Annotated in this window: 18 protein-coding genes; 14 read left to right on the top strand and 4 right to left on the bottom strand. The window is 59.0% G+C overall.

The genetic code is table 11. The annotated features are described in order from the left end of the window. Positions 1-357: 357 nt before the first annotated feature. On the top strand, positions 358-2280 hold the full coding sequence (gene asnB, locus WMP97_RS00540; protein WP_340439611.1) for an asparagine synthase (glutamine-hydrolyzing): 1923 nt from the start codon (positions 358-360) through the stop codon (positions 2278-2280). Between the two features lie 66 nt (positions 2281-2346). Here asnB and WMP97_RS00535 read toward each other — a convergent pair whose 3' ends face one another. Then, on the bottom strand, positions 2347-2691 hold the full coding sequence (locus WMP97_RS00535) for a HesB/IscA family protein (protein WP_005324455.1): 345 nt from the start codon (positions 2689-2691) through the stop codon (positions 2347-2349). Positions 2692-2832: 141 nt separating this feature from the next. Between WMP97_RS00535 and WMP97_RS00530 the strand changes: the two genes are divergently transcribed. Then, positions 2833-3525, top strand: a complete 693-nt coding sequence (locus tag WMP97_RS00530; protein WP_200288854.1) for a DUF3043 domain-containing protein — start codon at positions 2833-2835, stop codon at positions 3523-3525. A gap of 12 nt (positions 3526-3537) precedes the next feature. After that, on the top strand, positions 3538-4332 hold the full coding sequence (locus tag WMP97_RS00525) for a nicotinate-nucleotide--dimethylbenzimidazole phosphoribosyltransferase (protein WP_340439610.1): 795 nt from the start codon (positions 3538-3540) through the stop codon (positions 4330-4332). An 8-nt stretch (positions 4333-4340) separates the two neighbouring features. Here WMP97_RS00525 and WMP97_RS00520 read toward each other — a convergent pair whose 3' ends face one another. Beyond that, the gene (locus tag WMP97_RS00520) at positions 4341-5438 is read right to left on the bottom strand and encodes a branched-chain amino acid aminotransferase (protein WP_445293073.1); all 1098 of its coding nucleotides are present in this window, start codon (positions 5436-5438) and stop codon (positions 4341-4343) included. Positions 5439-5541: 103 nt separating this feature from the next. Here WMP97_RS00520 and WMP97_RS00515 point away from each other — a divergent pair, with 103 nt between their 5' ends. The 3 genes from WMP97_RS00515 (at position 5542) to thiC (ending at position 9811) form a co-directional block, all read left to right on the top strand. Continuing rightward, the gene (locus WMP97_RS00515) at positions 5542-7029 is read left to right on the top strand and encodes a leucyl aminopeptidase (protein ID WP_340439608.1); all 1488 of its coding nucleotides are present in this window, start codon (positions 5542-5544) and stop codon (positions 7027-7029) included. 38 nt (positions 7030-7067) lie between these two features. Next, positions 7068-7604, top strand: coding sequence for an isochorismatase family protein (locus WMP97_RS00510; protein WP_023021166.1), 537 nt, complete (start codon positions 7068-7070; stop codon positions 7602-7604). Positions 7605-8029: 425 nt separating this feature from the next. Next, positions 8030-9811, top strand: a complete 1782-nt coding sequence (thiC, locus tag WMP97_RS00505; protein WP_301731903.1) for a phosphomethylpyrimidine synthase ThiC — start codon at positions 8030-8032, stop codon at positions 9809-9811. Here the strand turns inward: thiC and WMP97_RS00500 are convergent. Beyond that, on the bottom strand, positions 9803-10213 hold the full coding sequence (locus WMP97_RS00500) for a hypothetical protein (RefSeq protein WP_023021164.1): 411 nt from the start codon (positions 10211-10213) through the stop codon (positions 9803-9805). The genes thiC and WMP97_RS00500 overlap by 9 nt on opposite strands. Positions 10214-10338: 125 nt before the next feature. Between WMP97_RS00500 and sucB the strand changes: the two genes are divergently transcribed. From sucB to WMP97_RS00465, 7 genes are all read left to right on the top strand, one after another. Then, a complete protein-coding gene (gene sucB, locus WMP97_RS00495; protein WP_308767020.1) occupies positions 10339-12042 on the top strand; it encodes a 2-oxoglutarate dehydrogenase, E2 component, dihydrolipoamide succinyltransferase in 1704 nt (567 codons plus the stop codon). A gap of 291 nt (positions 12043-12333) precedes the next feature. Then, positions 12334-15177, top strand: a complete 2844-nt coding sequence (gcvP, locus tag WMP97_RS00490) for an aminomethyl-transferring glycine dehydrogenase (protein ID WP_239207510.1) — start codon at positions 12334-12336, stop codon at positions 15175-15177. A 2-nt stretch (positions 15178-15179) separates the two neighbouring features. Next, positions 15180-16292, top strand: coding sequence for a glycine cleavage system aminomethyltransferase GcvT (gene gcvT, locus WMP97_RS00485; protein WP_340439607.1), 1113 nt, complete (start codon positions 15180-15182; stop codon positions 16290-16292). 36 nt (positions 16293-16328) lie between these two features. Further along, positions 16329-16721 (top strand): glycine cleavage system protein GcvH, encoded by a 393-nt coding sequence (gene gcvH / locus WMP97_RS00480; protein WP_340439606.1) that lies wholly within the window; start codon positions 16329-16331, stop codon positions 16719-16721. A gap of 80 nt (positions 16722-16801) precedes the next feature. Further along, entirely contained in the window at positions 16802-17611 is an 810-nt protein-coding gene (gene lipB / locus WMP97_RS00475; RefSeq protein ID WP_023021158.1) for a lipoyl(octanoyl) transferase LipB, read from the top strand. Positions 17612-17732: 121 nt separating this feature from the next. Continuing rightward, the gene (gene lipA, locus WMP97_RS00470) at positions 17733-18797 is read left to right on the top strand and encodes a lipoyl synthase (protein ID WP_284835852.1); all 1065 of its coding nucleotides are present in this window, start codon (positions 17733-17735) and stop codon (positions 18795-18797) included. 81 nt (positions 18798-18878) lie between these two features. Then, positions 18879-19664, top strand: coding sequence for a DUF4191 domain-containing protein (locus WMP97_RS00465; RefSeq protein ID WP_086587363.1), 786 nt, complete (start codon positions 18879-18881; stop codon positions 19662-19664). A gap of 76 nt (positions 19665-19740) precedes the next feature. On the opposite strand, the gene WMP97_RS00460 is transcribed toward WMP97_RS00465, so the two are convergent. Further along, the gene (locus WMP97_RS00460) at positions 19741-20214 is read right to left on the bottom strand and encodes an RDD family protein (protein ID WP_023021155.1); all 474 of its coding nucleotides are present in this window, start codon (positions 20212-20214) and stop codon (positions 19741-19743) included. A gap of 118 nt (positions 20215-20332) precedes the next feature. On the opposite strand from WMP97_RS00460, the gene glnA reads away from it, so the two are divergent. Further along, positions 20333-21766 carry a type I glutamate--ammonia ligase gene (gene glnA / locus WMP97_RS00455; RefSeq protein ID WP_239207505.1) on the top strand — a complete coding sequence of 478 codons (1434 nt, stop codon included), beginning with the start codon at positions 20333-20335 and terminating at the stop codon, positions 21764-21766. Positions 21767-21841 lie beyond the last annotated feature (75 nt).

Below are 21841 nucleotides of genomic sequence, written 5' to 3'. Positions count from 1 at the left end.
TCTCGAATACTCACAGAGCACTCTTACCCAATCAGAATAGAGGAAAATTGCCAGATTCCCAGCCTATTTAAAGGCATAAAAGGGCACCTAGTGCACTCATTTCATATTCTCCTTCTTGTAGGTTACCGCCCCACCTGCACAATGTTCCAACCGGACCCTAAGGTTCCAACACGGCCATGTGTGTCAATTCACAGCTTACCCGGGGATACATCAACCGAAAGTTCGCACCCTATCGGGGAAGCTATTTCCAAGGCAGCCAACAGCTTTCCTTAAGCCGTGGCGTGTTCTAGTTTGCACCTCTCGAGCCGTAAAGTGGGTGACTAGCAATAGACGCTTATATTAAGGAGCAATCTTTACATGTGCGGACTTCTTGGCATGCTCGCCACCACGGGCGACGTAGATAAGTACGTTGACGCGCTAGAACGTTCCCTGCCTTGCATGCGCCACCGCGGCCCAGATGCGGCAGGCACCTGGCACGACGGCGATGCTGCCTTTGGCTTCAATCGCCTGTCCATCATTGACCTAGAACACTCCCACCAGCCCCTTCGCTGGGGCCCGGAGGATCAGCCCGACCGCTACGCCATGACCTTCAACGGCGAAATCTACAACTACGTAGAACTACGGGAAGAGCTCAAGGGCCTCGGCTATACCTTCCATACCGAAGGCGATGGTGAGCCTATCGTGGTGGGCTACCACCACTGGGGCAAGGACGTGGTCAACCACCTGCGCGGCATGTTCGGCATCGTCATCTGGGACACCCACACTAAGACGATGTTTGCTGCCCGCGACCAATTCGGCATCAAGCCGCTGTACTACGCCACCACCGACGCTGGCACTGTCTTTGCCTCCGAGATGAAGTGCATTCTGGAAATGGCAGACGAGATCGGTCTAGAGCTCAACCTTGACCGCCGCGCCATTGAGCATTACGTCGACCTGCAATACGTCCCGGAGCCGGAGTCCCTCCACGCGAATATCCGCCGCGTGGAATCCGGCTGCACCGTTACCCTTCGTCCAGGCGAAGAGGTTGTCTCCGAGCGCTACTTCAAGCCCCGCTTCCCTGTTCAACAGGTAAAGCAAGGTGAAGAGCAGCAACTCTTTAACCGGATTGCGGAGGCGCTGGAGGATTCCGTAGCTAAGCACATGCGCGCCGACGTCACCGTAGGCTCCTTCTTGTCGGGCGGCATTGACTCCACAGCTATTGCCACCCTGGCTAAGCGCCACAACCCTGATCTGCTGACTTTCACCACCGGCTTCGAGCGCGAGGGCTACTCTGAGGTCGATGTCGCGGCAGAGTCCGCGGAAGCTATTGGCGTAGAGCACATCGTCAAGATTGTCTCCCCGGAGGAGTATGCCGAGTCCATCCCGAAGATCATGTGGTATCTGGACAATCCGGTAGCTGACCCTTCGCTGGTTCCGCTCTATTTCGTGGCCCAAGAAGCCCGCAAGCACGTCAAGGTTGTTCTTTCCGGTGAGGGCGCGGACGAACTCTTTGGCGGTTACACCATCTATAAGGAGCCACTGTCCCTCGCGCCCTTTGAGAAGATCCCTTCCCCACTGCGCCGCGGGTTGGGCAAGCTCTCCCAGGTGCTGCCAGAAGGTATGAAGGGCAAGTCTTTGCTCAACCGTGGCTCGATGACCATGGAAGAGCGCTACTATGGCAACGCTCGTTCCTTCAATTTTGAGCAGATGCAGCGGGTTATTCCGTGGGCGAAGCGCGAATGGGACCACCGCGAGGTAACTGCGCCCATCTACGCGCAGTCTGAGGGCTTTGACCCGGTCGCACGCATGCAGCACCTAGACCTCTTTACCTGGATGCGCGGTGACATCTTGGTCAAGGCCGATAAGATCAATATGGCCAACTCGCTTGAGCTTCGCGTGCCCTTCTTGGACAAGGAAGTCTTCAAGGTGGCCGAGTCCATCCCTTATGGCCTGAAGATTTCCCACGGCACCACCAAGTACGCACTGCGCAAGGCAATGGAGCAGATCGTTCCGGCCCACGTTCTGCACCGCAAGAAGCTGGGCTTCCCCGTGCCGATGCGCCACTGGTTGGCCGGCGACGAGCTCTACGGCTGGGCCCAAGACACCATCAACGAATCCCAGACCGAGGACATCTTCAATAAGAAGGAAGTTCTCGAGATGCTCAAGGAGCATCGCGACGGCGTCTCCGACCACTCCCGCCGTTTGTGGACCGTACTGTCCTTTATGATTTGGCAAGGCATCTTTGTGGAAAAGCGCATCGATCCGCAGATCGAGCAGCGCGACTATCCAGTCAAGCTCTAAGAGCCTTCCACACATACACAAGAGGGTGGGTGCCATCGGCACCCACCCTCTTTGCTGTCCTTCTTTTTAGTTGAAGGAATCGCCACAGGCGCAAGAACCGGTGGCATTCGGGTTATCGATGGTAAAACCCTGGGACTCGATGGTGTCAGCGAAGTCAATCTTGGCACCGGTCAGGTAAGGAACGGACATCTTGTCCACGACGAGGTTTACGCCGCCTACCTGGTCGACCTTGTCACCATCCAAGGTGCGATCATCAAAGTAAAGCTGGTAGCGCAGGCCAGCGCAGCCACCAGGCTGAACGGCAATGCGCAGGGAGAGATCGTCGCGGCCTTCCTGATCAAGCAGCGCCTTTGCCTTAGCGGCTGCTGCTTCAGTCAGAATGACGCCGGTTGCGGAAGCTGGAGCGGTCATCACTTCTCCTCAATAAGTATTGGTTTCGTTGCCACTACCCTACCCGCTTCTTTCAGCTGGGAAAAGGTAGCCCACTGCTACAACATCTACTGCGCCGGGCCTATTCCCCTATTCGCGCCTAAACCTTGTAGTGTGAGGAGCGTGAAACTCCCGTGGCAAAAAGATGACAAGACCTCCACTGAGCCCGCTCCTGCGCAGGACAAGGCGCAGGAAGAAATTCAGAAAGAGCCCCAGCGCAAGGGCTATACCCCACCGAAGGGTCGTCCTACGCCAAAGCGCTCCGAACAAGAGATCGCGCGCGGCGTAAAGCGCGATCCCCATGGCATGTCCGAAGCACAGCGTTACCAGCACCGCAAGGACATGAAGAAGTCCATGAGCAAGGACGAGTGGAAGGAATATAAGAAAAAGGAGCGCCAAGAGCGCCAGCAGGCCAACCGTGAGCAGCAGGCCCGCATGGCTGACGGTGATCCGCGTTTCCTTCCCGCTCGCGATCAGGGCGCAGAACGCGCCTATGTGCGCGATTGGGTAGATGCGCGCCGCAGCTTGAGCAATTGGGTTATGCCAATGGCCCTAGTTCTCATCGTGGTCGTGTTCTTGACTTACGCGGTACCAAGCATCGCGACGGTCATTAACGCGGTGGCGATGGTTATCCTCATTATCTTTGCCATCGAGGGCATCATCTTGGCCCGCCGCTGCAATAATGCCGTGCGTACCAAGTTCCCTGGCACCACTGAAGCCGGCTTTAGCCTGGGCTTTTATGCATATTCCCGCGCCAGCCAGCCGCGCAAGTGGCGCATTCCGCGCCCCCGCGTGGAGCTCGGTGCTGACGTTTAGGGAGATGTGCTCATGGCCATTCCGCAGCCCGATTCTCAGGCACGTACCGCACACGACGCACAGCTCGCGCCTTATGGGCGCCTGACCGAAGCCGCCCAATGGCTAGCCGCCTGCCAAGGCAGCGCCCCCGCTCAGGAGCCGCAGCGTATACGAGCCATCGTCTTTGCTGAGCAGGAGCCCCAGCTACCGGCTCCCGAGACCGCTGCGCGTCGGGCCGGGGCCGGACTGAATGTAGTCACGGTGACGGATCTATCCCAGGCATATGACTTGGGAGCCGCTACCGCAGATGCGGAAATTAATGCCGGTGCGGACCTACTGATTCCCGGCGGCGTGGAAAGCGCCCGCGTCCCCGCCGTGGTCATGGCGACGATGACGCAGACGGAGCCGGTAGTGATCGTCGGCAAGCAGCCCAGCGTGGAAGACTGGAAGCGAGAGGTCTCCGCCATTCGGGATGCCATGTTCCGGGCCCGCAACCTCGAGGGCATGGAGCTCGTAGCCTCCTGCCAGTCTGCGGTGCTGGCCGCTGCGGTGGGGCTCATTAGCCGAGCCGCGGAGCGTCGCACGCCCCTGCTTATCGATGCCCCCTTGACCGCAACCGCGGCGCTCCTTGCCGAGCGCGACAACCCTGGGGTGAAAGAGTGGCTCTTCGCCACTACCCTATCCACCGCCCCTGCCCATGAGTTGGCGCTAAGAAAACTGGGCCTCCAGCCACTGCAGCAACTGGCAATGGAGCCGGAGCCCGCGCTCGGCGCCCTAGCGGCGCTGCCGATGCTACTTACCGGAGTCGAGATCGCCGCAGACGTCTAAGCCGCCGCCTATTTCACTAGGGTATGCAGCCAGCCATGGGTATCTTCCACGGCACCGCGCTGAATTCCGGTTAGGCGCTCGCGCAAGGTCATGGTGATCTCGCCTGCTTCATTGCCATTGACCTGGAAATCGGCGGAATCGCCCAGCACGTGGCCCACCGGGGTGATAACCGCGGCAGTACCGCAGGCAAAGGCCTCCGACATTGCGCCGGATTCTGCATCGCGCTGCCATTCCTCGGCCGTAATGCGGCGTTCGGTGACCTTGTAGCCCAGGTCTTGGGCAACTTGCAGAAGAGATTCGCGCGTGATGCCCGGCAACAAGGAACCGGATAGTTCTGGCGTAACAATCTCCACATTCTCGCCGGAGCCATAGACAAACATGAGGTTCATTCCGCCCATTTCTTCGATGTAGCGGCGTTCAATAGCGTCCAACCAGACCACCTGGTCACAGCCCTTTTCATCCGCCTGAGCTTGGGCCAATAGCGAGCCCGCATAGTTGCCCGCAAACTTGGCCGCGCCGGTGCCGCCGGGCGCTGCGCGCACGTAGTCGGTGGACAGCCAGACGGATACCGGTTTGATGCCACCACTGAAGTAGGAACCCGCTGGGGAGGCTATAAGCACGTAGCGGTAGGACTTGGCCGGGTGAACCCCCAAGGAAACCTCGGTGGAGATCATAAAGGGACGCAGATACAACGCCGCTTCTCCACCGGCTTCCGGTACCCAGTTCTTATCTACTTCCACCAATTGGCGCAAAGACTCAATAAACTCCTCCTGCGGCAGCTCCGGCATAGCCAAGCGTTCAGCAGAGTTGATAAACCGCTGGGCATTATGGTCTGGACGGAAGGTGGCAATGGAATCATCGGGCTGACGATAGGCCTTGATGCCTTCAAAGATTGCCTGCCCGTAGTGGAATACGTTGCTTGCCGGTTCCATTGTCATCGGCCCGTACGGTCTTACCTGAGCATTGTGCCAGCCCTTTTCTTCGGTCCAATCAATGGTGACCATGTGGTCCGTAAAGTGCTTGCCAAAGCCGGGGTTGGCGAGGATTTCGCTCAATTCCTCCGCAGACGTGGGATTATCGGTCCGAGTAATCGTGTAATCAAGCATGCCCACAATCTACCCCTTTATCTATAGCGAGGCAGGAATAAGTTCACCGCTGCGCGGTACAGTAGAGGGAAGATTGATAAGCCTTTTTATAAAGGAGGACACTATGGCACAAAACGAATTGCCCGCACGCGGTCACTTTCCCAAGCTAAAGCTGGGGAAGAAGGTTCCAAAGAAGGCGGACGCACTACTAATTGCTGCGTTCGAGGGCGAAGGCGGGCTAGAACTGCCGGGCACCGAGTTGCTAAGGGCTGCCGCACTGCGCTCCACCTACGAAGCACTGGTGGCCGTAGGGGCTTCCGGCACCGCCGGCGAGGTCACGCGAGTACCGGCTCCAGCTAAGGCTGGCGTAGCCTCCATCATCGCCGTGGGATTGGGCGAAGCAGAAGAAGTAGACGATGAAACGCTGCGCCGCGCTGCAGGCCAGGCCGCCCGCTCCATTACCAAGATTGAACAGGTAGCTACCTCTCTGGGCGATTTTGGCATCGCCCCAGTGGTAGAAGGCCTCATCCTCGGCGGCTATAAGTACTCCGGCCTACGCAGCGAGCCATCTACGGTGCCCACCACCTTTACCGTAGTGGCCGAGAAGTCAGCCCAAGAGGAATTTGAAAACGCGAAGATTACCGCTGAATCCGTTCTTCTCGCCCGCGATCTGGTCAATACTCCATCCAACCTGCTCTACCCAGAAAGCTACGCCGCTTTCCTTTCCGCCCAAGCAGCAGAGGCGGGCCTTGAGGTAGAGGTCTTGGATGAAAAGGCCCTAGAAAAGCAGGGCTTTGGCGGCATCCTGGCGGTCGGCCGTGGCTCTGCACGTCCGCCGCGTTTGGTCCGCTTGAGCTGGCGCCCGAAGAAGGCCAAGCGCCACGTCGCGCTGGTGGGCAAGGGCATTACCTTTGATACCGGCGGCATTTCCTTGAAGCCAGGCGCCAAGATGTGGGACATGATTTCCGATATGGGCGGTTCCGCCGCAATGGCCGCTGCCATCATCGCTGCGGCAAAGCTGAACCTCAAGGTGGGTATCACCGCTACCCTGCCACTGGCAGAAAACATGCCAGGCAGCGATGCCACCCGCCCAGGTGACGTCATCACCCACTACGGCGGCATTACCTCCGAGGTGCTCAACACCGATGCGGAAGGTCGCCTCGTGCTTGCTGATGCCATTGCGCGCGCCAGCGAGGACAACCCTGACTACCTCATTGAAACGGCTACTCTCACCGGCGCCCAGATGGTTGCTCTAGGTGAGCGGACCGCCGGCGTTATGGGTTCCGAGGAATTCCGTGACCGCATGGCCGAAATCGGCCGCGAGGTGGGCGAGAAGGCTTGGGCCATGCCGCTACTGGAGGAACACGAGGAATCGGTAAAATCCGCCAGCGCCGATATCCGTAATATCAACGCTAAGCGTGAGGGCGGCATGGAATATGCCGGCACCTACCTCCAACACTTTGTGGGTGAAGGAATCGAATGGGCCCATATCGATGTGGCCGGCCCTTCCTTCAACACCACTGGCGCTTATGGATACACCCCAAAGATGGGCACCGGCGTGCCCACCCGCACGGTGGTAGCAGCCCTGCGCGAAATTGCTGAATTAAAGTAGCACCACAGCAGGCTTTATGCGATTAAACTCCTAAAGGCATGAAGCCTGCTCTGATTATCGTTGACGTTCAATATGACTTTTGCCCCGGCGGTGCCTTAGGCACCGAACGAGGCAATGAAGTCGCTGCCAAGATCGCTACCCTGCAACAGGATTATGACACCGTCGTAGCCACGCAGGATTGGCATATAGATCCGGGCTCTCACTTTTCCCAGAGCCCGGATTTTGTTGATTCCTGGCCCGTGCACTGTGTAGCCGAATCCCACGGAGCGGCCATGCATGAGGCTATCGGGCCGGCCCAAGCCTACTTCCGCAAGGGCGAATACACCGCCGCCTATTCCGGATTTGAGGGTGCTGCTAACGGCACCCTGCTTGCTGACTGGTTGCGCGAGCACCACATCGATGCCGTAGACATCGTGGGCATTGCCACCGATCATTGTGTTCGTGCCACCGCTACTGATGCCCTACAGGAGGGGTTCACCGTCCGCGTTCTGCGTGACTATTGCTCCCCGGTAAATGAATCTCGCGGTGAGGTGGCGTTGCAAGAGTTAGCCGCTGCCGGCGCCACGATCTGCTAGGCAAAAGAAAACGCCTGCGGCCCTCGAACCGAAAGTGGTCCGAGGGCCGCAGGCGTCTCTCTACAAGGTGTTTCCATGTATCGGCTAAAACAGCCGCCCTCTGGAAACATGAGGGGTTCTCTCTATCTCTCTCGCATGCGCTCTCTCAAACGCATAAATTCAGTATGGGTTACCGATATTGGATACGGGTGGAAAGATCCTGAAAGTTTCCTGTTGACCTAGCAACCACATTCCTTCACCCTCCCACCACGCATCGCTAGGCCTAGACCACATGCGGAAAACCCTGCGCTGGGTGAAGCGTTTGTTATACGGTGATCTGCGTCCCCACGGGTGCCCGAGCACGGGCTGAGAGTGCGCTACAGCTGCGTATCTACCGTTCGAACCTGTTTGGTTAATACCTACGAAGGAAGAGAGGAGAGCCTGCCATGACGGCTGCCCCAGAAAACCACCCCAAGCATTCCTATTCCCCCATTCGACACAACGGCTTAGAGGTCCCAGAGACCGAAATCCACTTGGACGATTCCCCTCATGCCCCTAACGAGCCCTTCCGCGTTTACCGCACGCGTGGTCCCGAATGCGCACCGGAGCAGGGGCTTCCGGCATTACGCACCGAGTGGATTCAAAAACGCGCGGATACCGAAGAATACCAAGGCCGCAACCGAGAGCTCGCTGATGACGGCCGCGCCGCACAGCGCCGCGGTGCTGCCTCCCAAGAATGGAAGGGCTCTAAGCGCCTGCCACTTAAGGCGAAGGCAGGCCAACGCGTTACGCAGATGCATTATGCCCGCCAGGGCATCATTACCCGAGAAATGGAATTTGTAGCTCTGCGCGAGCATTGCGATGCGGAATTCGTACGTCAGGAGGTCGCTCGCGGCCGCGCGATTATTCCCAATAATGTCAACCACCCCGAGTCCGAGCCCATGATCATTGGCCGCAAATTTCTTACCAAGATTAACGCCAATATCGGCAACTCAGCAGTATCCTCCTCCATCGATGAGGAAGTATCCAAACTGCGCTGGGCTACCCAATGGGGTGCGGATACCGTCATGGACCTGTCTACGGGTGACGATATCCACACCACCCGTGAGTGGATCTTGCGCAACTCCCCGGTTCCCATCGGCACCGTCCCGATTTACCAAGCATTGGAAAAGGTCAATGGCGTAGCGGAGGACCTCTCGTGGGAAATCTTCCGTGATACCGTCATCGAGCAATGCGAGCAGGGCGTGGACTATATGACGATTCACGCTGGTGTGCTTTTGGCCTATGTGCCTTTAGCTAGCAATCGCGTGACTGGCATTGTAAGCCGCGGCGGCTCGATTATGGCGGGCTGGTGCTTGGCCCACCACAAAGAATCTTTCCTTTACGAGCACTTTGATGAGTTATGCGAGATTTTTGCGCAATACGATGTTGCATTTTCGCTTGGCGACGGCCTGCGGCCCGGCAGCCTAGCCGATGCGAACGACGCAGCCCAGTTCGCTGAGCTTAAGACGATTGGCGAACTTACCCGCCGGGCTTGGGAGTATGACGTCCAAGTCATGGTGGAAGGCCCTGGCCATGTCCCGCTCAACATGATTCAAGAAAATAACGAGCTCGAGCAAGATTGGGCCTCTGACGCGCCCTTTTATACTCTCGGCCCGCTAGTTACCGATATCGCTCCCGGCTATGACCACATCACTTCTGCCATCGGCGCCGCCCATATCGCTATGGGTGGCACGGCGATGCTGTGCTACGTGACCCCGAAAGAGCACTTGGGCCTACCCAACCGAGATGACGTAAAAACTGGTGTCATTACCTATAAGATTGCCGCGCACTCCGCGGACGTGGCCAAAGGTCACCCTGGCGCCCGTGCCTGGGATGACGCGATGAGCAAGGCCCGCTTTGAATTCCGCTGGAATGATCAGTTTGCGCTTTCCCTCGATCCGGAAACCGCGCAGGCTTACCATGACGAAACCTTGCCTGCCGAGCCAGCAAAGACCGCCCACTTTTGTTCCATGTGTGGCCCCAAGTTTTGCTCTATGCGCATCAGCCAAGACATTCGGGATATGTTTGGCGGGCAGATGGCCGAGCTAGGCATGCCAACGCTAGGTGAGCAAGTCCGCGAGGCCGTCGACGGCACTGCACCGGAGAAAGGCATGCAAGAAAAGTCTGCCGAATTCCGCCGCCGCGGCTCCCAGGTCTACCTACGTGAAGAGAGCGATCTAGCTTAATTCAGTCCCCGTATCGGGGTTCTCGCCGCGCTCGAACCGGGCGCGGCGTTTTCTTTGTTCTTCCCTTTTACGCAGAATGCGGTTTCGCTCCAGGCGTTCACGCATGCGCTGCGGGTAGCCGGTTTCTTCCACGTCATAAATATCGCAGCTCAATAATGCGGCCACCGCGTCGATACCCTTTGGCCCGCCGATGCGACGGCGGATGAACTCGCCGTTTTCATCGACAACGACAACCGACATCTCGTTGACCACTGTTTCCGGCTCCACAAAGGCCTCTACATACATTCTTCCGGCGGCCCACTGTTGCAAATCCTGCGCGTCTTCTGGGCGGATGGTCTCCCCCGGTCCGCGGGGAGGTCGCAGTGACGATCTGGACTTGTTGCGGCGGAAGGGGTTGAACATAATTCCCTAGCTTACCCGGAAGGAGGGTAGTTACTAACCCCACATCTGCACGAGGGTGAGCATCACGCTGTAAGATTGTCGGGTAGCGATAGAACACTTCCAACTTTCGAGGAGTCTTATAACTCATGGCGAACTCCGTTGAGATGCCCGAGCTGGGCGAATCCGTAACCGAAGGCACCATCACGCAGTGGCTCAAGTCCGTCGGCGACACCGTCGAAGTAGACGAGCCTTTGCTCGAGGTCTCCACCGACAAGGTCGATACCGAAATCCCCTCCCCCGTAGCCGGCACCATTATTGAAATTAAGGCTGACGAGGATGACACCATCGAGGTTGGCGAGGTCATTGCCATCATCGGTGACGAGGATGAGGCAGGCTCCGCATCCAACGACTCCTCCGCTGACAAGGACGAGGAAGAAGCAGAAGAAGCTCAGGTAGAGCCAAAGGCTGACTCTTCTAACGGCGGCTCCGGCGACGCATCCGACGTGGAAATGCCAGAACTTGGCGAGTCCGTCACCGAAGGCACCATCACCCAGTGGCTCAAGTCCGTCGGCGACACCGTCGAAGTAGACGAGCCACTGCTCGAGGTCTCCACCGACAAGGTCGACACCGAAATTCCATCCCCAGTAGCAGGCACCCTGGTAGAAATCCTCGCCGACGAAGATGACACCATCGAGGTAGGCGCAGTCATCGCCCGCATCGGCGACGAAAACGCCACCGCATCCTCCTCCGACTCCAAGCCAGAACCACAGGCCGAAGAAAAGAAGGAAGAGGAAAAGAAGGAAGAGCCAAAGGCAGAGGAAGATAAGAAGCCGGAGCCAAAGGCAGAGGACAAGAAGGAAACCCAGCAGGATTCTTCTCTCAATACCTCCGCGAAGGTCAACAACGGCGACAACGTTCCTTATGTCACCCCACTGGTACGCAAGCTGGCTGACAAGCACGGCGTAGACCTCAACAACGTTGAGGGCACCGGCGTCGGTGGCCGTATCCGCAAGCAGGACGTGCTTGCTGCCGCTGGCGAGGGAGACGCACCTGCCAAGTCCGGTGCGCAATCCGATAACTCCCCACGCGCTCGTTGGTCCACCAAGTCTGTGGATCCGGCCAAGCAGGAGCTTATCGGCACCACCCAGAAGGTTAACCGCATTCGCGAAATCACCGCTTCCAAGATGGTAGAGGCGCTGCAGATTTCCGCACAGCTTACCCACGTGCAGGAAGTCGACATGACTGCCATCTGGGATATGCGCAAGAAGAACAAGCAGGCTTTCATCGACAAGCACGGTGCCAACCTGTCCTTCCTGCCATTCATCGTGAAGGCTACCGCTGAGGCCCTAGTCTCCCACCCGAACGTCAATGCGTCTTATAACCCAGAGACCAAGGAGATGACCTACCACGCGGACGTCAACATCGCTATCGCTGTTGATACTCCGAAGGGTCTGCTCACCCCGGTCATCCACAAGGCACAGGACATGACCCTGCCGCAGATCGCGCAGCAGATTGCGGAGCTGGCTGATAAGGCCCGCAATAACAAGCTGAAGCCGAACGATCTGACCGGTGCTACCTTCACCGTGACCAACATCGGTTCCGAGGGCGCCATGCTCGATACCCCGATCTTGGTTCCGCCACAGGCCGGCATTCTGGGTACCGCAGCCATTGAGAAGCGTCCGGTGGTTGTCAACGAAAACGGCCAAGACGCCATCGCCATCCGCCAGATGTGCTACCTGCCATTCACCTACGATCACCAGGTGGTTGACGGTGCGGACGCAGGCCGCTTCATCACCACCATCAAGGATCGCCTGCAGACCGCGGACTTCCAGGCAGACCTCGAAGTCTAAAGTTCTATCGCCGCTTAAAGCCTCCCAGCCCCACTGCGGGGCTGGGAGGCTTTTGCTATGTCTGGGGTGCCAAGTGGGGGTGATAGATCCGCCTTTAGCTGAACCATCCATCCCGTTTTATTCGAGGCTTTTCGCGGTCGTTCCCCCTAAGCCCGTGGTGAGCGCCTTTGGAGCCACCCTAGACAGTGATGCGGTGCATAAAAGTTTCTCAAGGGGGATCGGCTCACCCATTATTAAACATATAATTAGGGCGGTTATAGCCATTGTCCCCCACTAAGGAGTCTCACTGACATGGAATTCATCTCCCGCCACCTAGGGCCGGATTCTACGGAGCAGGCCACCATGCTTGCGAAGGTAGGCTACGACAGCGTGGACGCGCTGGTCGATGCCGCCATTCCCTCCAAGATCCGCGCCGCAGAATTGCCTCAGCTTCCTGAGGCACTCTCGGAGGATGAAGCACAGGCTACGTTGCGGGAGTACGCCAACCAGAACACTGTGCTAAAGCCTTTCTATGGTCAGGGCTTTTCAGATACCCTCACCCCAGCGGTCATCCGCCGCGGTCTGCTAGAAGATGCTGGTTGGTATACCGCTTATACGCCGTACCAGCCGGAGATTTCCCAGGGGCGTCTGGAAGCGCTGCTGAATTTCCAGACCATGATTGAATCCCTCACTGGACTACCGATTGCGAATGCCTCTCTCTTGGATGAGGCTTCTGCTGCGGCTGAGGCCGTGGGCCTTATGTCCCGTGCGGTAAAGAAGGGCCGCCGTGTAGTGCTCGATTCCCGCCTGCACCCGCAGGTGCTTACCGTCGCCGCGGAGCGTGCCCGCGCGATTGACCTCGAGGTGGAAATCGTCGACCTGCGCGAAGGCCTCGTAGGCGAGGACCTCATTGGCGCCGTCATTGCCTACACCGGCACCGAGGGCGACATTTTTGATCCCTCTTCCCTCATCGAAGAGCTGCATACCCGCGGCGCGCTAGCCGCTGTGGTCACCGACCCGCTTTCCCTGCTTCTCTTGGAAGGCCCTGGCTCACTGGGCGCCGATATTGTACTCGGTTCCTCCCAGCGCTTCGGCGTGCCGCTCTTCTTCGGTGGCCCGCACGCTGCTTATATGGCGGTTACAGAAAAACTCAAGCGGCAGATGCCTGGCCGCATCGTCGGTGTTTCTAAGGACGCGGATGGTCGCCCGGCCTACCGCTTGGCACTGCAGACTCGCGAGCAGCACATTCGCCGCGAGCGCGCCACCTCTAATATCTGTACTGCGCAGGCGTTGCTAGCTAATGTCGCCTCCATGTACGCCGTCTACCACGGTCCGCAAGGCCTCAAGGCTATCGCACAGCGCGTGCATGGGCTTGCCTCCAGCTTCGCCCAATCCGTCAAGGATGCCGGAAAGCAGCTGGTATCTGAAGACTTCTTCGATACAGTCACCGTCGCCGGCGTGGATGCCACCAGCATCAAGGAAAACCTCCAGAAGGAGGGATACCTCGTGCGCGCGATCGGTGAGGACAAGGTATCGGTGTCCTTCGGTGAGTCGGCGACTAAGGAGGACGTCGCCAAGCTAGCCCAAGCCTTCGGTGCCGAGGCGACTGAGGCTGACTTCGACCTGCCTAAGAGCCTGCAGCGCAGCCAGGAACCGCTCCAGCACGAGGTCTTCAACCGCATCCACTCCGAAACCCAGATGTTGCGCTACTTGCGCAAGCTGGCTGATAAGGACTTGGCGCTTGACCGCACCATGATCCCGCTGGGTTCTTGCACCATGAAGCTCAACCCCACCGCCGCCATGGAGCCGATTTCCTGGCCGGAATTTGCTGGCATCCACCCCTACGCCCCGGAAGAGACAACCGCCGGCTGGCGCGCACTGGTCGAGGAGATTGAAGGTTGGTTGGCCGAGATCACCGGCTATGCCAAGGTCTCCATCCAGCCCAACGCCGGATCCCAGGGCGAGCTGGCCGGCCTTTTGGCCATCCGCCGCTACCACGTAGCCAATGGCGATAACGAGCGCGATGTAGTACTCATCCCGGCTTCCGCACACGGCACGAATGCGGCCTCGGCTACGCTGGCTAACCTGCGCGTTGTGGTGGTAAAGACCGCGGACGACGGCTCTATTGATCTGGCGGATTTGGATGAAAAGATTGCCAAGCATGGCAACCACATCGCCGGCATCATGGTGACTTACCCGTCCACCCACGGGGTCTTTGACCCAGAGGTTCGCGATGTTTGCGATAAGGTCCACGCGGTGGGCGGCCAGGTCTACATTGACGGTGCGAATATGAACGCGCTGACCGGTTGGGCCCGCCCAGGGCAGTTCGGCGGCGATGTGTCCCACCTCAACCTGCACAAGACCTTTACCATTCCGCATGGCGGTGGCGGCCCAGGCGTGGGTCCAGTAGCAGTGGCCGAGCACCTTATCCCGTTCCTGCCCACCAATGCCGCGGATCCGCAGCTGGATGCAACCACTGCTACCCCGGTTGGGCAAGGCGTGCCTATTACCAGTACCAAGTATGGCTCGGCCGGTGTGCTGCCGATTTCCTGGGCATACCTAGCTATGAGCGGCGCGCAGGGACTTGCTCAAGCCTCCGCCCACGCAATTTTGGGCGCAAATTACCTGGCCAAGTCCCTGGAAGATTCCTTCCCTGTGCTCTACACCGGCAATGCTGGCTTAGTGGCCCATGAATGCATCCTGGATCTGCGCGCGCTTACCGACGCCTCTGGGGTCACCGCCGCGGACGTCGCCAAGCGCCTCGTAGACTTTGGCTTCCACGCCCCGACCCTGGCTTTCCCGGTGGCCGGCACCCTCATGGTGGAGCCCACCGAGTCCGAGGACTTGGGCGAGCTGGATCGTTTCATCGAGGCAATGCGCACCATCCGCGCCGAGATCCAGGAAATCATCGACGGCCAGGTGTCCTACGAAGGCTCCGTCATCCACCATGCTCCGTTTACCGCGGAGTCCGTTAGCGCCGATACGTGGGACTTTGTCTTCAGCCGAGAAAAGGCCGCTTGGCCAGTGAAATCCCTGCGCCACAGCTACAAGTACTTCCCGCCGGTGCGCCGCATCGACGAGGCCTATGGTGATCGCAACTTGGTCTGCAGCTGCCCGCCGCCGGAAGCATTCGATATCGACGATTCTGAGGAGTAAACATGACCGAACTACTTACCTCCCCACTCAATGCCGAGCACGAGAAGCTCGGCGCCACCTTTACGGCCTTCGGCCCATGGAACATGCCGCTGAAGTACCATAACGAGCTAGACGAGCACCGCGCTGTACGCAACAGCGCCGGTCTATTTGACCTGTCTCATATGGGCGAAATCTGGGTCAACGGCGCCGACGCCGGCAAGTTCTTGTCCTATGCCTTCATCTCCAACTTTGAGCCCCTCAAGGTGGGCAAGGCCAAGTACTCCATGATCACCGCCGAGGACGGCGGCATCATCGATGACCTCATTACCTACCGCTTTGAGGAAGATAAATTCCTGGTCGTCCCGAATGCCGGCAATGCCGATACCGTGTGGGACGAGCTCAACAAGCGCGCCGAGGGCTTCGACGTCACCTTGAAGAACGAGTCCCGTGACGTGGCCATGATCGCCGTCCAGGGTCCTAAGGCCGCAGAAATCCTCGTCCCGTTGGTGGAAGACAATAAGCAGGACGAGGTCTATAACCTCGGCTATTACGCCGCCACCATGGGTAAGGTGGCGCGCACCTTTGCCATCATCGCGCGCACCGGCTACACCGGTGAGGATGGCTTCGAGCTCATTGTGTACAACTCCGATGCCGCGCGGCTGTGGGAAGAGCTGCTCAAGGCCGGTGCAGAATACGACCTCAAGCCGTGCGGCCTCGCCGCCCGCGATTCCCTACGCCTCGAGGCCGGCATGCCTCTTTACGGCAACGAGCTCTCCCGCGACATCACCCCGGTAGAGGCGGGCATGGCCCGTGCCTTTGCCAAAAAGGAGGCCGATTTCGTCGGCTCCGAGGTCGTCCGCCAACGCGCCGCCGAAGGCCCGCAGGTAGCGATCACCGGTCTCACCTCCGAGCAGCGCCGCGCAGCCCGCGCCGGTGCCGAGGTTTTCGTGGGCGATGAGAAGGTAGGCACGGTCACCTCCGGCCAGCCTTCCCCCACTCTGGGACACCCAGTGGCCATCGCGCTGCTGAATACCGGCGCGAACCTCGAGCCCGGCTCCGCTGTAGAGGTGGAGATTCGCGGTAAGCGCTATCCTTTTGAAGTAACCGCGTTGCCGTTCTATAAGCGCGATAAGTAAGCATCTTTTCAACCAGCCCGAAAGGACTACATCACCATGGCTAACCTTCCTCAAGATTTTTCCTACTCCGAAGACCACGAGTGGGTCAACGCTGCCGCCGATGCCGTTGCTGGCGCTACCGTGCGCATCGGCATTACTTCCGTGGCTGCTGACCGCCTCGGTGAGGTCGTCTTCGCCGAACTGCCGGAGGTAGGCGATACCGTTACCGCCGGCGAGTCTTGTGGCGAGGTCGAATCCACGAAGTCCGTCTCTGACCTCTACTCCCCTGTCACCGGCACCGTAAAGGCCGTTAACGAGGTTGTGCACGATGACTACGCTGTCATCAACAACGACCCGTTCGGCGAGGGCTGGCTTTTCGAGGTTGAGGTTGATGAGGCCGGCGAGCTCATGGATGCTGCCGCTTATGCATCCGCCAACGGCCTAGATTAATTCGACCCCACGCGGGAGGGTGTGCCACGCGCACCCTCCCGCTTTGCTTTGCCCACCGCACCAGAGGAAACTTTGAGTCTATGACTGCACCACGCGATCCTTTCTTCCCCGCCGAGCGTTCTATCCGCGCCTCCGATAAACCACTAGAGGTCCGTTTCTTGGGCCGGATGGACTACCAGGAGGCCTGGGACTACCAGGCCGAGGTAGCAGCCGCGCGCGCCAAGGGGGAACAAGACGATGTGGTGCTCGTAGTCGAACACCCCAATATCTATACCGCCGGCAAGCGCACCCAACCGGAAGATATGCCAGATAACGGCCTGCCCGTTATCACCGTTGACCGTGGCGGGCGCATCACCTGGCATGGCGAAGGCCAGCTGGTCATCTACCCCATTATCAAATTGGCCGAGCCCGTCGACGTCGTCGACTATGTCCGCCGCCTCGAGGAGGCCACCATCCAGACGGTCCGCCAGATGGGGGTAACCACCGCCGGGCGCATCGATGGCCGCTCGGGCGTGTGGGTTCCTTCCACTACCGAAGCCAAGGATCCCTCCGCTCCGAAGCGTGACCGCAAGATTGCCGCTCTTGGAATCCGCATTACTCGCGGGGTGACCATGCACGGTTTGGCGCTTAACTGCTGCAATACGCTGGAATACTACGACCACATCGTGGCATGTGGCATCGATGACGCCGATGTCACCACCCTATCGCTGGAGCTCGGACGCCAGGTCAGCCTCGAGGATGCCACCCAACCGCTTTTGCAGGCGCTTGATGACGCCCTCTCGGGCCGCCTCATTGTCGCCGACCACACCTTTGGCTCAGCCCCTGATCCCACGAAGTTAGCGAATGAAAGGGCTAGACAGAGGCGTCGACAAGCGCGGCAAGAACCCTAGTTTGGGGCTGGCGCGGAATAGGATGTGACCGCGGCGAATTATACCTAGAAGAGCTATTAGCCATCACCACCATCAACCGATAAAGTGAGTTTTTGTGACTGTTAAGCCTGAAGGACGCAAGATGCTCCGCATTGAAAAGAAGAATGCGGAGTCACCCATCGAACAAAAGCCACGCTGGATCCGCAACCAGGTTCGCACTGGCCCGGGCTATGAGGACATGAAGTCCCGCGTGGCCGGGGCCTCCCTGCACACCGTGTGCCAGGAGGCAGGTTGCCCGAATATCCACGAGTGCTGGGAATCCCGCGAGGCTACCTTCCTCATCGGTGGCGATAAGTGCACCCGCCGCTGCGACTTCTGCGATATCGCCACCGGCAAGCCGGAAGAACTAGACCGCGATGAGCCGCGCCGCGTAGCCGAAAATATCCGGGAAATGGATCTTAATTACACCACCATTACCGGTGTTACCCGCGATGATCTCCCCGATGAGGGTGCATGGCTCTACGCCGAGGTCGTGCGCAAGATTCACGAGCTTAACCCCCACACCGGCGTGGAAAACCTCACCCCGGATTTCTCTGGCAAACCGGACCTGCTGGAGGAGGTCTTCGAAGCCAAGCCGGAGGTCTTCGCGCACAACCTGGAGACCGTGCCGCGCATCTTCAAGCGCATCCGCCCGGCCTTCCGCTACGAGCGCTCCTTGGACGTCATCCGCCAGGCACATGATTATGGCCTCATTACCAAGTCCAACCTGATTTTGGGCATGGGCGAGACCGAGGACGAGGTCGAGGAAGCATTGCGTGACCTGCGCTCTGCTGGCTGCGATATCATCACCATCACCCAGTACCTGCGCCCCGGCCCGCGCTTCCACCCGATTGAGCGCTGGGTACGCCCGGAGGAATTCGTGGCCCACTCCAAGCTGGCTAAGGAACTCGGCTTCGGCGGCGTCATGTCCGGCCCGCTGGTGCGCTCTTCTTATCGCGCTGGCCGCCTCTACGTGCAGGCTATGGAAAAGCGCGGCTTCGAGCTGCCGGATAACCTCAAGCACCTGGCGGAGACCTCTCAGGGTGCCACCGCCCAAGAAGCCTCCACCCTGCTGGAGAAATACGGCCCATCGGAAGAAACACCCGTGACCACCCGCATGGCCAAGGCTCCGGCTAATGCGAATTCGGCGGCGGCCACCGTCCGCTAAACCACACGTTTTCATAACGGCCTGCGCTTTCCGCGTGGGCCGTTTTAACATTCATGCCCATTGACCTTTAAAGTAGGAGCCATGGCGAAAGATGACAAGGCAGCACTAAAGGCTGCAAAGAAGCAAGAACGCGCGGCCAAGCGCCAGCAGCGTAAGCAAACCTGGTCCCAAATGTGGCAAGCATTTAATATGCAGCGCAAGCAGGATAAGGCGCTTATCCCCATCATGCTGGGCGCCTTCCTGGGCATGGGCTTGCTCTTCTTCCTGATCGGCTCGCTTTTCAACGGCCAGTGGTTCATGCTCATCCTGGGCTTGGGCATCGGCGCGCTGCTCGCAATGTTCCTATTTACCCGCCGCCTTGAGCGCGATATGTACAAGCGCGTGGAAGACCAGCCGGGTGCTGCGGGCTGGGCACTCGAGCAGCAGCTGCGCAATACCGTGGGCATCGTCTGGTCCGTCAAAACCGGCGTGGCCGCCACCCGCCAGCAGGATCTTATCCACCGCGTCATCGGCAATGCCGGCGTCATCTTCGTGTGCGAGGGCAATAAGAACCGCGTGCGCCCTACCCTCAACCAGCTTAAGAAGCGCGTAGACAAGATCGCCGGCGGCGTTCCCATCTACGAGATCTTCGTAGGCAACGGCGAGGACGAGGTCCCCGTATCCAAGCTGCGCAATAAGGTCATGAAGCTGCCGCGCAACTTTAATAAGAACGAAACCTACGAAAACATCCGCCGCATCGAGGCCATGGACTCCATGCCGGGTACCACCCCGGGCATGCCCAAGGGCCCTGTCCCCCACCAGGCCCAGAACATGGCCGGCATGAACCGCCGCATGCGCCGCGCCCAGCAGCGCAAAAAGAATAAGTAGGGCGCCTAAAGCGAATCCCTGCCGCACCATATGAGGTGTGGCAGGGATTTTCTCTTGCCCGGAAAATCCGGGCGACTTAGGAGCGAATAACGATGGTGCCGGTGGCGCGGTCATGCATTCCGCGTCCATCCGCATCAACCATGGCCGCTGGGAAAAGTACTCCGGTCAGCACGGTGCGCAACGCCGCGCGCCACAAGCCCACGCGGGCACCGGGAACGTCAAGTCGGGCAACACCCATGCCTAAAAGCAACATGCCGGGAGTGCGGGCGAAAAGCCAACCACACACGATGCCCATGATGACCCAGAGGGCGTAGCCCAAGAAAGCCACACCGCCGAGTTCCGTAGTAAACATGTGGATGAGGTTGGCGATGAGCATGCACACGATCCAGTCAATCGCCACAGCGCCGGCGCGGCGGCCAACGGAAGCTAGTGACCCCGGTCCGGACTCCGGAAGACCCAGCTTTTCTCCCGGCCAGCGACCGGGGCCTTCCATATCATCGTATTCGCCCGGAATATTTGGGCCGTCGAGCCACGTACGCTTATCTGCCATGCTCACCAATCTAGCGGGCGGAAAGTGAGATGTGAAACGAGGGGAATCGCAATCCCTAGGGCGAGAACCTAGTAGGCTATAGAGAGACAATTCACCGGTCAACAACGAGGAGACAAACGTGTCTTTCGAGACAGTGCAGGACATCGTCCAGTTTATTAAGGACGAGGACGTAAAATTCGTCGATATCCGTTTTACGGACGTCCCAGGCACCGAGCACCACTTTTCCATCCCAGCAGAAGAGTTCACCGTAGAAGATGCCGAAAGCGGCCTCGCTTTCGACGGCTCCTCTATCCGCGGATTCACCACCATCGATGAGTCCGATATGACCCTGCTGCCGGATCCAGCCACCGCGCATATTGATCCGTTCCGTACGGCCAAGACCCTGAATATCAAGTTCTTCGTCCACGACCCATTTACCTTTGAACCGTTCTCCCGCGACCCGCGCAACATCGCGCGCAAGGCGGAAGAGTACCTGCAGTCCACCGGCATCGCCGATACCTGCAACTTTGGCGCTGAGGCCGAGTTCTACCTCTTTGACTCCGTACGCTTTGGCACCGACGTCCAGCACGGCTTTTACGAGGTTGATTCCGATGAAGGTTGGTGGAACCGCGATAGCGAAACCAACTTCGACGGCACCCCGAACACCGGCTACAAGACCCGCCTGAAGGGCGGCTACTTCCCCACCGCGCCGTATGACAAGCACGGTGAAGTGCGCGACGCCATGGTGGAAAACCTGCAAAAGGTAGGCTTCCACATCGAGCGCTTCCACCACGAGGTGGGCGCCGGCCAGAACGAAATCAACTACCGCTTCAATTCCATGTTGCACGCGGGCGATGACATTCAGACCTTCAAGTACGTGGTCAAGCAGACCGCAGCGCAGTGGGGCAAGACCGCCACCTTCATGCCCAAGCCGTTGGCTGGCGATAATGGTTCCGGCATGCACGCCCACATGTCCCTGTGGAAGGACGGCAAGCCGCTGTTCCACGATGAAGCCGGCTACGCAGGTCTTTCCGATATCGCCCGCTACTATATTGGCGGCATCCTCCACCACGCTGGTGCTGTGCTTGCGTTCACCAACCCAACGCTGAACTCCTATCACCGTCTGGTCCCAGGCTTCGAGGCTCCGATTAACCTAGTCTACTCCCAGCGCAATCGCTCCGCTGCAATCCGTATCCCGATTACCGGTTCCAACCCGAAGGCTAAGCGCATCGAATTCCGCGCTCCGGACCCATCCGGCAACCCGTACTTGGGCTTTGCCGCCATGATGATGGCCGGCATCGACGGCGTAAAGAACCGCATCGAGCCACACGCTCCGGTAGATAAGGACCTCTACGAGCTGCCGCCTGCAGAAGCTGAATCCATCCCGCAGGCCCCGACCTCCCTCGAGGCTTCCCTCAAGGCCCTGCAGGAGGACATGGACTTCCTCACCGAAGGCGATGTTTTCACCGAGGATCTCATCGAGACCTACATCAACTACAAATACGAGAACGAGATTAACCCCGTTCGCCTGCGCCCAACCCCGCAGGAATTTGAGATGTATTTCGATTGCTAAAGCTGCGCTAGCCAGCGTCCTATAGGGGACGAAAGGGCACGCGCCTACAAAGCTCAGTCCCGAGACCTTCAGTGG

The organism is Corynebacterium sp. KPL4072 (genome assembly GCF_037908395.1).
GTDB lineage: Bacteria > Actinomycetota > Actinomycetes > Mycobacteriales > Mycobacteriaceae > Corynebacterium > Corynebacterium kefirresidentii.
The sequence above is the reverse complement of the archived record's forward strand: the minus strand, read 5'-3'. Positions and strand labels throughout refer to the sequence as shown.